The following is a 12,204-nucleotide window of genomic DNA, read 5'->3' as shown; positions in this document are numbered from 1 at the left end:
CCTCGCCATTGGCAGCGATGTCGGATGTCGGCAAGCTGACCCAAGGCATAGCGCAACCGGCAATATCGGAAACGATGCGGAACGCGCTAGCCACGCTAAAAATACCCCCAACTAGACTCGTCGATCCTTTCCGGAACACAGTAACGTTTGATGAGAGTGACACTGGAAATTCATCGCTCCTGGTGACACCAGATACGAGCACTCAAGAAAGTTGGGAACTTGATATAACCCCAAGCGGACTCATTGCCGGTATTCGCCGCACGAAAGCGTTAAGGATAGTCGAGAACATCGTTCTACTTGAGTTGCTACTTGTGTTGAACGACGCTATTCCAAACCTATTTGGACAGTATGGCACCCCGATATCGATATGGCTCGCTAGTATTGCCCTTAGAGAGTGGAAATCCGATTGACAGTTAATATCATTAAACTCATAGCTGACCAAGCACAGCCAGGTGCGGGGCTACGTCGCGGGCACGGTGGGTTGCCCGTAGGAAGTGGCTGAGTGAGGGCGTCCACAGCGGGACCACACTTCGCGGGAACACGTGCCCGACCGACCACGGTGCTAAGCCGTACCGGCGAGAGTGCGGTGAGCTTCCTCGGCGGTCCCTGCCGCCTGGGTCGCCTGCCTTCCGCTCCGCGTCCGGGGATGCCGCCCGCCCACCGCTTCCGCGGTCGGCCGCCGGCGCCGGGACCGGCGCCAGCCGCACGCCCGGCGTCGGCTTGGCCGACCGCACCAGACAAGCGGGCGGGCGGCTCTCCCCCGGACGCACTGGGCAAGTAGGCAGGCGGCCCCGGCAGGGGCCGCCCTTGATGAAGAAAAGAAACTCTACACACACGCACACTGGGACTGGGTCGATCGGTGGTCACCCACGTTTTGCCCATTGGGGTGTCGGTTCGGATGGATAGGGTCGAGCTATGACGTTGTATGCGTGGGCGTTCGAGGTCTCGCGGGACAAGCTGGCGGAGAGTTTGCCGCGCCGTTGGTCGCATGTTCAGGGGGTGGCCGAACGTGCTCGGGGGCTTCGTCCGGTCTCCGGTGGTGATGCTGATCTGTTGGAGGCTGCGGCGGTCCTGCACGATGTGGGCTACGCTCCGGACTTGGCTACAACCGGTTTCCACCCGTTGGACGGGGCGGTCTTCCTTGCCGACATCGGTGCTCCGGATCGGTTGGTGCATCTGGTCGCGCATCACTCGTACGCGGTGCTGGAGGCCGAACTTCGCGGGCTCTCGAATGAACTCGCTGACTTCGTCGACGAGGGCGGTGTCCTTCGTGATGCGTTGTGGTACTGCGATCTGAACACCACTCCGGACGGCACGGAGGTGGACGCGCGGGACCGCATCGCCGAGATTCAGCAGCGTTACGGCCCGGAGCATCTGGTTACCCGGTTCATCACCGAGGGCTCGCCGGAACTGCTCGCGGCCGTGGATCGCACGCGTACGCGACTGGATTCGGCGGCGGTCAGCTGAGATACGGTTCGGAGCGCTCTTGCAACGCGTGCTCGATGCGCATCCGCATGGTGGGGTGCATGGTCAGTGCGTCCAGTTCCGCGGGCTGGATCCAGTGCACGCGGCGGCTCTCACTGCTGGGCCGTAGTAGTCCCTCCACCGGTCGGGCGGTGAACACGATCGAGAACTCTTGGCGGACCTCGCCATCGTCGTAGGCGATGACGTGTCGCGGGTCGGAGTAGATCCCCACGATGTCGGTGATCTCCACGGTGAGCCCGGTCTCCTCGGCGACTTCGCGCAAGGCGGCTTGTCGGGTGGTCTCGCCGATGTCCTGTGCTCCGCCGGGCAGTGCCCACAGGTCGTTGTCGGTGCGTTCGATCAACAGCACACGGCCGGACTCGTCGCGGACCACCACGGCCACGGCCACCACGAGGCTGTTGGCGGCCGGGGCCTGTGGATCGCCGTAGTAGTCCCGCTTGCTCATGGTTCCTGCCTCTCAGGTCAACGCCGAAGCACTGTCCCACACAGCATCGAAGCTGTCCGCGTAGGTGCTGAACAGATCACCGGCGGCGAGACGGCGAATGTGCATGGCTGGCGCGTGGGCGGCGAGCTTGCCGAACACGTGGGGATTGACGACCATCTCGTCATCGAAGCGGTAGATCGAGTTGTACAGCACCGTCGCGTGCTTGCGGATCTCCACTCCGGGGGTGTCGGCCAGGGGTTTGAAGAAGGCCAACGCGTGGTCGATTTTGGCCGAGATCGTGTTCCGCCCGATTCCCTCGTCCAAGCTGCGTTGAATCACGGCGTCGCTGTCGCGGTCTCCGAACAGTAGCCGGATCCGTGCTCCGTTGGCGGCTTTGTCCCTGAGCTGATCCAACAGATTCGGCTTCTCGGTCATGAACATGCCCACGTAGACCAGCATGTCCACGTGGGACGTCGCCGCGCCGAGCAAGCGATCCCACAGGTCGTTGGGTACCGCGTTGCGGTGCGGATACAGCTTGACCACTTCGGACTCACTTACCTGCTGTGCCTTGTCGTCCGAGACGGCTCCCGGCCACAGGTAGCGCTCCGCCTCCCCCAGCTTCGCGGCGATCGCGTGCCGCGTGCGTGCGTGTGGTTTCCGTCCGGTGGTGACCCACCGCTCGGCGGTTTTCGGGTCCACCTGGAGTTGATCGGCCAGTTCGGACGGCGTGATTCCTTGTTTGAGCAGGGCATCACGTAACCGTTCGTTCGGGGGCATCGCTGCCTTCCAAGTACGTCCGGGGACGTCACGATCATAGTCGAGACGTCCCAAAACGTCCCGCCATGCGGTGAAGACGTCCCGCTGATCACGGGAACCTGGAACCATGACAGCGGAACGGAAACACCACCACGAGCAGCCTCACAGCTGCTGTTCGAGAGCGTCCAACCGGGCGGACAGATCCGCGACCGTGGCTTGCAACTCGGCGACAGCCGAAGCGAGGTCCTCGCTCTGCTGCGCGGGTTCGGCAGGGACCGAATTCACGAACGTCCCCACGGACGGCGTGGTCGTGATCCAACCGTCCTCCTCCAGGGCACTCAACGCCTTCTGCGCGGTCCCGAGTGCCACCTCGTACTTCTCGGCGACTCCGCGGTTACTGGGAAGACGGTCGCCAGGACTCAGCGCGCCTGAACGGACCTCACGCTTGATGGTCTCGGCCACACGCTGATACGCGGCAAGCCCTGGGGTTTCCTGCTCCATAGCGCCAAGTCTAACCAAAGCGACCTACACCGACATAGCTCATCGGGGCACACCCCCTTGCAGACCGATACATACCGATGTATATTGGTCTATGTCGGCAACGAACGATAAAGATCACGGAGGTACTGATGCATACGAACGTTCCGGTTGTTCTCGACGGATACAAGTTGCAGGTCACCGAAGACCCGATGTTGAAGATGAAGCAGGACGAGAACGGCAACGATGTCGCGGTGACAGACCGCGAAGGTGTTCAGCAGTACGTGGTGATGGTGTTCGGGAAGCCGCGTGGGCAGGACGGGCGCCCGAACGGTCGGGGCGTGGAGGTCAAGGTGACGCTGGAAACCGAACCCGGTGAGGACATCACGTCCGGGGCCACGGTCGAGCTGATCAATCCCCGACTGTCCTACTGGGCCAACGACAACGGAAAGCATCGCTGCGGCATCGCCTACAAGGCGACCGGGGTCAAGCTCGCTGGTTGATATCTCATTCGCGGAATGAGAATCCCATTCTCGACCGAAACTCTCGGTCACTCGTTGTTTGAGAATTCCATAGTGGAGCCGAGTTGTGTCTTTTTCCGGCGCATTTGTGCGCGCCGGGAATGATGTTGACTCCCGGATCGGCAGATTTTGAATTGGCTGGTTCGGGGGTTTTCATGGTTCCCGTGTGCGGAAATGAGGTGGTGGTTCGTGGTGATTTCGTCGGAGTCTGCGGTGGTGCGGCATCGTCGCAATGTGGTTGATGCTCTGGCGCGGGCTCGGGAGTTGCGGGCGGATCTGGAGCGGCTGGACCGGCTGCTGGGGCGGGCGTTTCCGGAGGTGGGCACGTGGTTGCCGTTCGCGGTCTCCGACCAGGAAGCGGTGGTCGATCGCCTGTCGGGTGTGCTCGACGACCTGGACGGAAAGGACACGCAGTGATGCAGGGATTTCACGGCGCGGGCTGTCTCGGCCCGGATTCGATGATGGGAAAGGGTGTGTGACTGTTGGCGACGGTTCCGGTGGGGCGTGGCACGACGTCGACGTTTCGGATCAAGATGAACACTCCGGCGGTCAACCGGCTGCATCTGATCGGCAAGCTCATGGATGACCTGCACGGGCAGTTGAACCAGGTGTATTCGCTGGAGGAGGAATTCGCCGAGAAGCGCCAATTCAACGAGACGGTGGACATGGTCGGCAAGGCACAGAGTTCGATCACCCGCGTGCGGGACGCGATCGGCAAAAAGGGCGGGAAGTCGGTAGCGAAGGGATACAAGTAATGGGTCTGCGCGGTAACAGCGATGATATTCACAAGATGGCGAAAAAGGTGGACGCCTCGATGTCCACGTTGAATCAGGCGTTGCGGAAGTTCGGTGTCCCGAAAGGGTTGGGAAGTTCGCTGAAGAACCTGAAGACCCGCACGGGGGATGTGATTTCCCAACTGGAAATGAGCCAACGGAACCAGTAACACGACCACACAGGCGGGGCACTCGGTCTTTCCGCACCGGAAGGGCTGGGTGCCCCGTTTTTCATGAGCACGGAAGGAGTGGGTGGCGGTGCGGGACACGCGCGTCAACACGGGGGACACGGAGCGGACTCCGGCTCGGATGGTGCTGCGGTTTCTGGCCCGCCACCCCCGCTCGGTGGGCACGCTCACGGCGGTGGGCATCACCGGGGCCTACGTCGGGTTTCACACGATGCTGATCGCGGCCGGAGTGGCGGTGGCCGCTGGGGTGTCGTGGCGGTTGTTGGACCGGCCCACCTTCGATCGGTTCGCGGGTCGGCTGCTGCGGGCCTGGTGGCGACGGTGGTTCGTCTACCACCGCAAGTGGGCCGATATCGCCTTCGGGTGTGGGCTGACCAGCTCCAACCGGCACGGGCACAGCCTGCTACCGAAGCTGCTGTCGGTGCGGTCCACCTTCTGTTGGGACTCGGTGCGGCTGCGCATGGTCCGCGGCCAAGCGGCCGAGGATTTCGAGCAAGTCCTGGACCGGCTGGCGAATGCCTACAACGCGCGTCGGGCCACGCTGCGCACGATCAAGCCGGGCGTGATCAGCCTGGATATCCAGAAACGCGAACCGTTCGACACGCTGTTCCTCCCGCTGCCGGAGATGCCGCGCGACGAGGCCGCGGTGGATCTGGCCCGGCTGCCGCTGGGCCGGGATGAGTACGGGAGGGACTTCGCCCTCGACCTGGTGGGCGGGATTCACTACCTCATCGCCGGAGCCACCGGCGCGGGTAAAGGCTCCTGGATGTGGGGCCTGCTGCGTGCCCTCGCGCCGTGGATCCGTTCCGGGCTGGTGCGGCTGTGGGTGCTCGACCCGAAAGGCGGCATGGAGTTCGGCCAGGGCGCCGAGCTGTTCCACCGGTTCGCCACCGACGACACGAGCGGCCTCGACCTGACTCGCGAGTACGTGGACGCCCTGGATGCCCGCAAGGAAGACATGGGGCGCCAGGGGCGGCGGAACTGGGCCCCCTCGGCCGAGCAACCGTTGGACCTGCTGCTGGTGGATGAGCTGGCCGCGATGAGCGAATACACCGACCGCGACATCAGCCGCGAGTTCACCAAGCTGCTGTCGAAAGCCCTGACCCAATACCGCGCGGTCGGCGGCCGGGTGGTGGGCGCGACGCAGGAGCCCATCAAAGAGGTCGTCCCCATGCGGGGGCTGTTTCCCACCAAAATCGCCCTGCGGCTGGAGGAAGCCTCCTACGTGGACATGGCCTTGGGCGAGGGGGTGCGCGAGCGGGGTGCGTTCGCCGACCAGATCCCCGACTACATGCCCGGCGTGGCCTACCTCAAACAAGACGGGAAACGAGAACCCCTGCGGGTCCGTGCGGCCTACACCAGCGATGACGACATCACCGAATTGGTCCGGTTCGCCACCAGCGCAGACGCCACCGTCCTCGACTTCCCCAACAGGGACGACGGCACCGACTCCGCGGACTCCCCTGACACCGGCGGCGAGTCCAGCGAGACCGACGACATCGAATACATCGAAGACGACGGCGAGGACGACGACTTCGACGCCGCGTAACCCCCAACCCTGTAAGCGGCCCCGCTCCTTCTCCGGCAAGAGATCACAGGAGCGGGGCCTACCTCACCAATGGAGGCAGGTTTCATGTTGGCAGAACTCGCCCTGGGCGCAACCACCCTGTCCACCACAACCACCGGTCTGTGGGCGCACCGGCTGTGGCGCCGGTTGCACACCGACCCGCTGACCGGGCTGGCCAACCGCGCCCGAATGCACCGCACCTTCCACCGCACCCGGTGGTTACGCCGTCGCACGGGGGCTCCGGTCGGGGTGTTGTTGCTCGATGTGGACCGGTTCAAACAGGTCAACGACACCCACGGGCACCGCATCGGCGACCAAGTGCTCGGCCAGATCGCGACCGAACTCCACGCGGCCACCGGCCCCGGCGAATTACCGGTGCGGCTGCACGGCGACGAACTGGCCGTGCTGCTCACCCGACCCGACGCCGGACGCGTCGCCGAAACACGAGCGGAACAGATCCGCCGAACCATCCGCGGACCCCGCGCCATCGGCGGGCACACGATCGAGCTGTCCCTGTCGGTCGGCGCGGCCACCACCAACCCCGACGACGGGTCACTGTCCGACCTACTCGCCCTGGCCGACCAACGGATGTATGCCACCAAACCCAGCCGCTCCCACCGGGGGCGGAATGAACCCACCGACCGAAAGGCGGTCACGTCATGATCCTGTTCCACCTCACCGGCCGCAGCCTCCTCGGACTCCTCGCGGCCACCCTCACCGTGCTCCTGGTGCTGGCGCTGCTGTGGGCCCTGGCCGGACCCGCCTGGTCCATCGGCATCGGCCTGGTCCTGGTGCTGCTCATCCGCGGAGTGCTGGCCCTGTTCTCACCCGGCGACAGCGAATAGAAGGGGGCTGCTGGTGTCCAAGTCTGATACAGAGCCCGCCTCGGGGCGGACGCGTCGGGTCAGTGAGCTGGAACGGCGCATCGCCGAATCCCGACATCTGCGGTCGCTGGTGCGGGACCCGGACCTGGTGGCGGTGCGGATGGAAACCTCGCGGCGGCGCACCGTGGCCGGGCTGTGGCTCTTCCTGGCCACCGGGCTGGTGTTTACCACCACCGGGGTCCAAGACTTCCTCGCCGGAAACCGCGCCATCGGTGACCCGATGTGGTGGGCCGCCTGGACCGTGGAACCGATGTTCGCTGGGCTGCTGATCATGCTGCTGAACTTCGAGGCCACGATCCTGGCCCACGGCGTCGCCCCGGAGGCGGCCTGGTGGTCGCGGATCAAGCACGTGCTGCTCGGGTCGACGCTGTTCATGAACGTCGTGCCCCAACTCGCACCCCTGCTCGGGGCGGGCGCGGTCAACCTGGGATCGCTGGCCGTGCACGCCATCATCCCGGTCATCGTCTACGGCCTGGCCGAAGTCATCCCCATCATCCAAGCCCGCTCCCGCGCGGTCATCCTCGCCAGCTACGACAACGCCGACCAGAACACCTCGGCCGACACCACACCGGCCGAGCAACCCTCGGACACGCAGATGCCGGCCCCTGCCACACCGATCGAGGCGGAACCGATGCTGGCCCCTTCCGCTCCTACCGAGTCCGAAACGGAGCCGGTCCAGTCCGCGGCTTCTTCGCTCGATTCCGGTGCGGACACCAGGGAGCACACGGACCCCTCGGAGATCTCCGGCGAGACCGAACCGGCTGACGATGAGTCGGCGGTGTTGGAACGGGTGCGGCCCTCGTCGATGCGGCTACCCGAGCACGTGGTGGACAAGCTCACTGCGGCTCGTGAGCACGCCTACCGCACCGAAGGCCGGTCCCTGTCGGTGCAGGACGTGCAGGACATCGTGCGGCTTCCCGAAGCCCTGGCGAACACGCTCGTCGTCGAACTCGCGATACCGGACACCAACGGGCACCCCGTCACCAACGGGCACCCCGTGTCCTGATCGTCCGACTGCTCACTTCTCGGCGGAAACCCCCGTGGTGGCCTTGCTGCCCTGGGGTTTCCGCCCTTTTTTGCGCTCTCAGTAGGGAAAGGGCAAGTATGGTTCTTGCGGTTGAGCCCACGGTGGATCGGCTCACGCGCCGGATACAGGCCACCGACTTCGACACGTGGAAGGCCAAGGTCCGCTCGGTGGCCGGCTGCACCCGACCGGTGCACCTGTCCGGCCGGTGGGCCATCCACCACGCCCACAGCGGGGCGGAGTTGGCCTCCCGCACGGGTGCGGTCATGAGCCCCTGCGGCAACCGGCGCGAAGCCGTCTGCCCCGCCTGCTCCGACCGGTATGCCGCCGACGCGTTCCACCTGCTCCGCGCGGGCCTCTCCGGCGGTAGTAAGGACGTTCCCGAGACCGTGGCCGAGACACCCCGGTTGTTCGTCACCCTCACCGCACCGAGCTTCGGACCCGTGCACAACCGACGCGTGAGCCCCAAGAGCGGTAAAACCATGCCGTGCGGGTGCGGGTCGTTTCACCACGAGCACGATCCGGCACGCGGCCAACCCCTCGACCCCGACAGCTACGACTACACCGGACACGTGCTCTGGCAAGCCCACGCCGGAGTCCTGTGGAGCCGGTTCCGCACCTACCTGCTGCGCCACCTCGCCGGACTGGTCGGGCTGCGGGTGCGCGAGATCAGCGACCACGTCCGCCTGTCGTACGCCAAAGTCGCCGAATACCAACGGCGCGGCATCATCCACTTCCACGCCGTGATCCGCCTCGACGGCCCTACCGGGCCGAGTGATCCGCCCCCGGCCTGGGCGAGCACCGATCTGCTCGCTGAGGCGGTGCGCACGGCGTCCCGGGCGGTCTCAGTCACCGCGTGCGACCGGGACGGCAACCCCCACGTCCTCGGCTGGGGTGAGCAGATCGACGTGCGCCCCATCCGGGCGGCCAACGCCTCCCAGGTGGAGAACGAGCACGGCGACATCACCGACGACCGGTTGGCGTCCTATGTGGCCAAATACGCCACCAAAGGCACCTCCACCAGCGAGGCCGTGGACAAACCCATCCGATCCCAAGGCCACCTCGACCTACTCGACATCAACCCGCACCACCGGCGGATCATCCAAACCGCCTGGAACCTCGGCGCACCCCAACGCTGTGCGGACTGCCACCCGCACGGCGAGCACACCCCCGACGGCTGCCCCTGCCAGACCCGGCCCACCTGCGGCACCTGCGGCGGAAGCGGATACCTCGCCGGGCCGCTGGAGCATCTCAACCTGCGCCGCTGGGCCCACATGCTCGCCTTCCGCGGGCACTTCCTGTCCAAGTCCAAGCACTACAGCACGACTTTCACCCGGATTCGCGGCGACCGGCGCCAGTACCGGCACCGCCAGGTGCTCGACGAGCTCGGCGTGGGCGAGGACGAGATCACCGTGGTCAACCACTGGGCCATGACCCACATCGGCCACGACAGCCCCGAGGAAACCGAACTGGCCGAAGCTCTCGCCCAGCAGATCCGCCACGACCGCAAACAGCGCTACGAACACGAGAAACGGAGGAGCTAGCCATGCGCAACCTCTGGACCCCGGCCGACGTGGCCGACTACCTCGGCGTGCCCACCAACACCATCTACCAATGGCGCAGCCGTGGCGGCGGACCTCCCGGACGCAGGCTCGGTAAACACCTGCGGTTCAAGCCCGACGACGTCGAAGCCTGGTTCGACGCCCAAGCCACGGAGGTGAGTTGATGCCGCGGCCGCCGTTGCCGTTGGGGACGCACGGTGAGATCCGGTGCTACAAGGTGGCCGAGAAGCGTTATCGGGCTCGGACGAAGTATCGGGATTACGACGGCACCGTGCGGCATGTGGAGCGCATGGGCACGAGCAAGACCGGGGCCAAGGAGAATCTCAAGCAAGCCTTGCGTGACCGTGCTCGGTCGGTGGCCGGTGATGAGGTCACCGCTGCCAGCAAGGTCGCCGATGTGGCGGGGATGTGGCTTCGGGAGCTGGAGGAGTCCGACAAGGCGTTGCGGACCAAGCGCACCTACCGCGACGCGTGGGATCGTGATCTGTCCACACCGGTCGGAGCGTTGCGGGTGAGTGAGGTGACCGTCTCGGTCGCCACGCGGGTGCTGCGGTCGATTCACGACAACGCCGGTTCGGGCAGCGCCAAGCATGCCAAGGTCGTGCTCTCCGGGGTGCTGGCCATCGCGGTGCGTCACGACGCGATCCCGAGCAATCCGGTCAACGAAGTGACCTTGCCGAAGGCGAGCGGGAAGCGTTCCGCCAAGCAGAAGACCGTGATCACCCGCGAGGAATACACCCGGTTGCGCAAACACCTGGCCGCCTCGGACAAGGCGGTGCGGCGGGACCTGCCGGACGTGGTCGACGCGTTGGCCGCTCTCGGGTGCCGCATCGGTGAACTGCTCGCGCTGGACTGGTCCAAGATCGACTTCGGCGCGGGCACCATCAGGATCGAAGGGACAGTGATCCGGGAGAAGGGCGTGGGCCTGTTCGTGCAGCCTCACACGAAGTCCTCGGCGGGCATGCGCACCGTCACCGCTCCAGGCTGGTTCGTGGATCTGCTGCGCCGTCGTCACGAAGCCACCGGAACCGAGTGGGTGTTCCCGTCGGCGTCGGGCACGCTGCGCGATCCGGACAACACCCGTGCCGATCTGCGGGAATTGGTGGCCGAGACCGAATGGGTCGGGCTGCACCCGCACGCCTTCCGGCACCTGGTCGCCACCCGACTCGACGAAGCCGGATTGTCGGCCCGCGAGATCGCGGACTACCTCGGACACGATCGGGTCAGCATGACCCAGGACGTGTACATGAATCGGAAGACGGTCGGTGACTCGGCGGCCAGAGCCCTGGCCGACCTGCACCGGGAAGACTGAACAAAAGTGGGGATAAAGTGGGGATGGATCTCGAACCTGATCCGCCCCCACGTCTGTGCCCTGGTACTAGGCGCCCCCGGCAGGATTCGAACCTGCGACCTAGAGATTAGAAGTCTCTTGCTCTATCCGTCTGAGCTACGAGGGCTCGAACGACACCGAGCGCGCGCTCACAGCACGTGTCGTGTCGCGCCAAGCAGACTAACGGTTCCTCTCGCTTTACGGAGAACCCACACGGGAGCTGTTGCCGAGACGGTATCGAATGGCAAGCCGATCATAATCCCGAGCGGTTGATCCCAGTTGTCTGAATCTTGTTCGTTTTCCTGTCGCGGGTCGCGTGGTGGCGACCTGCGCAGCGACAACGAGTCGTCGTGCACATCGTAGTCGCGCTTCGCTTACGACTCTATCCGCTGCGCTTCCACGAAATCGAGTCGTTATCTCACGGCGCCCGACGACCCCGGTTCTCGCTCTTTCGGGTGGAGTTTCGCGATGTTGTCAGCTACCTCATCGGGAGCTCTGTTCGCGAATTGTCCACACGGCCACGCCTTTTACACATATCGTAATTTTGTCGTGGCTCATAGTGTTCGTGCTCTTGCAGGCTGAAGTGCAGCGCCGCACGGCGCCATCGAACCGAGACGAGACCACTCGAAGTGGTGGAAGGGCAGGAGCTCATGTACGAAACCGCTGTCACTCTTGTCGGTGAAGTTCTCAGTGCCCCGAAGACCCGCGAGACCAGACACGGCAATCGTGTGGCGAGTTTCCGCATGGTCAGCATCACCCGGCGCTTCGACCGTGCGAACCAACGCTGGGTCGACGGTGATCGGGTTTACGCCACGGTCCACTGCTGGAAGCAGCTCGCCCAGGGGGTGGTGCAGGCCCTGGAGAAGGGCGATTCGGTGCTCGTGACAGGGAGGCTGCGCACCAAGGAGTACGAGACCGACGGGCAGCGTCGAACCACCGCGGAGGTCGAAGCCGGTGCGGTGGGGCTCGACGTGTTGCACGACTCCCGTGCCGCGGCGGATGACACCGAGGAGGAGACCGCCGGATCGGGCACGGGTGCTGCCCGTGACTGCTTCCGGAGCGCACTGCCGTGTCCACGAAGCGCCGATGACACCTCCACGCAGGCGATCGGCGCCTGACGGCACAGCGGCTGAGGACACCACGGCCCGTCGGGCGGCGTGCCGGTCTCCGCGCACGCCGCCCGCCGCCGCGCCGCGCCGCGGCGGCGGCGCTG

At 65.2% G+C, this 12,204-nt stretch carries 17 protein-coding genes and 1 tRNA gene; 14 read left to right on the top strand and 4 right to left on the bottom strand.

Annotated elements, in window-relative coordinates; all coding sequences use genetic code 11:
• Together BLR41_RS23205 and BLR41_RS19155 are read left to right on the top strand one after the other, a co-directional pair.
• Window positions 1-410, top strand: a 410-nt coding sequence (locus BLR41_RS23205) for a hypothetical protein (protein ID WP_218120249.1), incomplete at its 5' end; no start/stop codon positions are given.
• A 505-nt stretch (window positions 411-915) separates the two neighbouring features.
• Window positions 916-1,467, top strand: coding sequence for an HD domain-containing protein (locus BLR41_RS19155; protein ID WP_092630951.1), 552 nt, complete (start codon window positions 916-918; stop codon window positions 1,465-1,467).
• On the opposite strand, the gene BLR41_RS19150 is transcribed toward BLR41_RS19155, so the two are convergent.
• The 3 genes from BLR41_RS19150 to BLR41_RS19140 all read right to left on the bottom strand — a co-directional run bounded on the left by BLR41_RS19150 (window position 1,460) and on the right by BLR41_RS19140 (window position 3,166).
• Window positions 1,460-1,930, bottom strand: a complete 471-nt coding sequence (locus BLR41_RS19150) for an NUDIX domain-containing protein (RefSeq protein WP_092630948.1) — start codon at window positions 1,928-1,930, stop codon at window positions 1,460-1,462. The two genes, BLR41_RS19155 and BLR41_RS19150, sit on opposite strands and share 8 nt — an antisense overlap.
• A gap of 12 nt (window positions 1,931-1,942) precedes the next feature.
• Window positions 1,943-2,686: a helix-turn-helix domain-containing protein gene (locus BLR41_RS19145; RefSeq protein ID WP_092630945.1), complete on the bottom strand. Its 744-nt coding sequence runs from the start codon at window positions 2,684-2,686 to the stop codon at window positions 1,943-1,945.
• Between the two features lie 141 nt (window positions 2,687-2,827).
• The gene (locus BLR41_RS19140; protein ID WP_092630942.1) at window positions 2,828-3,166 is read right to left on the bottom strand and encodes a GntR family transcriptional regulator; all 339 of its coding nucleotides are present in this window, start codon (window positions 3,164-3,166) and stop codon (window positions 2,828-2,830) included.
• Between the two features lie 128 nt (window positions 3,167-3,294).
• Between BLR41_RS19140 and BLR41_RS19135 the strand changes: the two genes are divergently transcribed.
• The 11 genes from BLR41_RS19135 (at window position 3,295) to BLR41_RS19085 (ending at window position 10,973) form a co-directional block, all read left to right on the top strand.
• A complete protein-coding gene (locus BLR41_RS19135) occupies window positions 3,295-3,645 on the top strand; it encodes a hypothetical protein (RefSeq protein ID WP_092630939.1) in 351 nt (116 codons plus the stop codon).
• A 231-nt stretch (window positions 3,646-3,876) separates the two neighbouring features.
• Window positions 3,877-4,080, top strand: coding sequence for a hypothetical protein (locus BLR41_RS19130; RefSeq protein WP_143013131.1), 204 nt, complete (start codon window positions 3,877-3,879; stop codon window positions 4,078-4,080).
• 65 nt (window positions 4,081-4,145) lie between these two features.
• Window positions 4,146-4,418 (top strand): hypothetical protein, encoded by a 273-nt coding sequence (locus BLR41_RS19125; RefSeq protein ID WP_092630933.1) that lies wholly within the window; start codon window positions 4,146-4,148, stop codon window positions 4,416-4,418.
• A gap of 59 nt (window positions 4,419-4,477) precedes the next feature.
• Entirely contained in the window at window positions 4,478-4,606 is a 129-nt protein-coding gene (locus tag BLR41_RS23735; RefSeq protein ID WP_281240971.1) for a hypothetical protein, read from the top strand.
• Window positions 4,607-4,694: 88 nt separating this feature from the next.
• Complete coding sequence (locus BLR41_RS19115; RefSeq protein WP_092631062.1) at window positions 4,695-6,173, top strand: FtsK/SpoIIIE domain-containing protein; 1,479 nt, start codon at window positions 4,695-4,697, stop codon at window positions 6,171-6,173.
• An 84-nt stretch (window positions 6,174-6,257) separates the two neighbouring features.
• A complete protein-coding gene (locus tag BLR41_RS19110) occupies window positions 6,258-6,854 on the top strand; it encodes a GGDEF domain-containing protein (protein WP_176798056.1) in 597 nt (198 codons plus the stop codon).
• Window positions 6,851-7,036, top strand: a complete 186-nt coding sequence (locus tag BLR41_RS19105; RefSeq protein ID WP_092630924.1) for a hypothetical protein — start codon at window positions 6,851-6,853, stop codon at window positions 7,034-7,036. Before BLR41_RS19110 ends, BLR41_RS19105 begins: the two co-directional genes overlap by 4 nt.
• A 13-nt stretch (window positions 7,037-7,049) precedes the next feature.
• Window positions 7,050-8,081, top strand: coding sequence for a hypothetical protein (locus BLR41_RS19100; RefSeq protein ID WP_092630921.1), 1,032 nt, complete (start codon window positions 7,050-7,052; stop codon window positions 8,079-8,081).
• Window positions 8,082-8,179: 98 nt separating this feature from the next.
• Complete coding sequence (locus BLR41_RS19095; protein ID WP_092630918.1) at window positions 8,180-9,643, top strand: replication initiator; 1,464 nt, start codon at window positions 8,180-8,182, stop codon at window positions 9,641-9,643.
• Window positions 9,644-9,645: 2 nt separating this feature from the next.
• Window positions 9,646-9,825 (top strand): helix-turn-helix domain-containing protein, encoded by a 180-nt coding sequence (locus BLR41_RS19090; protein WP_092630914.1) that lies wholly within the window; start codon window positions 9,646-9,648, stop codon window positions 9,823-9,825.
• Window positions 9,825-10,973, top strand: coding sequence for a site-specific integrase (locus BLR41_RS19085; protein ID WP_092630911.1), 1,149 nt, complete (start codon window positions 9,825-9,827; stop codon window positions 10,971-10,973). Before BLR41_RS19090 ends, BLR41_RS19085 begins: the two co-directional genes overlap by 1 nt.
• A 71-nt stretch (window positions 10,974-11,044) precedes the next feature.
• On the opposite strand, the gene BLR41_RS19080 is transcribed toward BLR41_RS19085, so the two are convergent.
• Window positions 11,045-11,118: transfer RNA gene (locus BLR41_RS19080), tRNA-Arg, on the bottom strand.
• Window positions 11,119-11,641: 523 nt separating this feature from the next.
• On the opposite strand from BLR41_RS19080, the gene ssb reads away from it, so the two are divergent.
• Complete coding sequence (gene ssb, locus BLR41_RS19075; protein ID WP_245694510.1) at window positions 11,642-12,109, top strand: single-stranded DNA-binding protein; 468 nt, start codon at window positions 11,642-11,644, stop codon at window positions 12,107-12,109.
• The last annotated feature ends 95 nt before the right edge of the window (window positions 12,110-12,204 follow it).

The organism is Actinopolyspora mzabensis (assembly GCF_900101095.1).
Lineage (GTDB): Bacteria > Actinomycetota > Actinomycetes > Mycobacteriales > Pseudonocardiaceae > Actinopolyspora > Actinopolyspora mzabensis.
Note: the sequence above shows the minus strand (reverse complement) of the source record. Positions and strands in the feature narration are given on the sequence as shown.

What these genes read in the sequence shown, in the direction of transcription:
- BLR41_RS19155 (WP_092630951.1), top strand. Translation starts at nt 916, where the DNA reads ATGACGTTGTATGCGTGGGCGTTCGAGGTCTCGCGGGACAAGCTGGCG.
- BLR41_RS19150 (WP_092630948.1), bottom strand. Translation starts at nt 1,930, where the DNA reads ATGAGCAAGCGGGACTACTACGGCGATCCACAGGCCCCGGCCGCCAAC.
- BLR41_RS19145 (WP_092630945.1), bottom strand. Translation starts at nt 2,686, where the DNA reads ATGCCCCCGAACGAACGGTTACGTGATGCCCTGCTCAAACAAGGAATC.
- BLR41_RS19140 (WP_092630942.1), bottom strand. Translation starts at nt 3,166, where the DNA reads ATGGAGCAGGAAACCCCAGGGCTTGCCGCGTATCAGCGTGTGGCCGAG.
- BLR41_RS19135 (WP_092630939.1), top strand. Translation starts at nt 3,295, where the DNA reads ATGCATACGAACGTTCCGGTTGTTCTCGACGGATACAAGTTGCAGGTC.
- BLR41_RS23735 (WP_281240971.1), top strand. Translation starts at nt 4,478, where the DNA reads ATGTCCACGTTGAATCAGGCGTTGCGGAAGTTCGGTGTCCCGAAAGGG.
- BLR41_RS19110 (WP_176798056.1), top strand. Translation starts at nt 6,258, where the DNA reads ATGTTGGCAGAACTCGCCCTGGGCGCAACCACCCTGTCCACCACAACC.
- BLR41_RS19105 (WP_092630924.1), top strand. Translation starts at nt 6,851, where the DNA reads ATGATCCTGTTCCACCTCACCGGCCGCAGCCTCCTCGGACTCCTCGCG.
- BLR41_RS19095 (WP_092630918.1), top strand. Translation starts at nt 8,180, where the DNA reads ATGGTTCTTGCGGTTGAGCCCACGGTGGATCGGCTCACGCGCCGGATA.
- BLR41_RS19090 (WP_092630914.1), top strand. Translation starts at nt 9,646, where the DNA reads ATGCGCAACCTCTGGACCCCGGCCGACGTGGCCGACTACCTCGGCGTG.
- BLR41_RS19085 (WP_092630911.1), top strand. Translation starts at nt 9,825, where the DNA reads ATGCCGCGGCCGCCGTTGCCGTTGGGGACGCACGGTGAGATCCGGTGC.
- ssb (WP_245694510.1), top strand. Translation starts at nt 11,642, where the DNA reads ATGTACGAAACCGCTGTCACTCTTGTCGGTGAAGTTCTCAGTGCCCCG.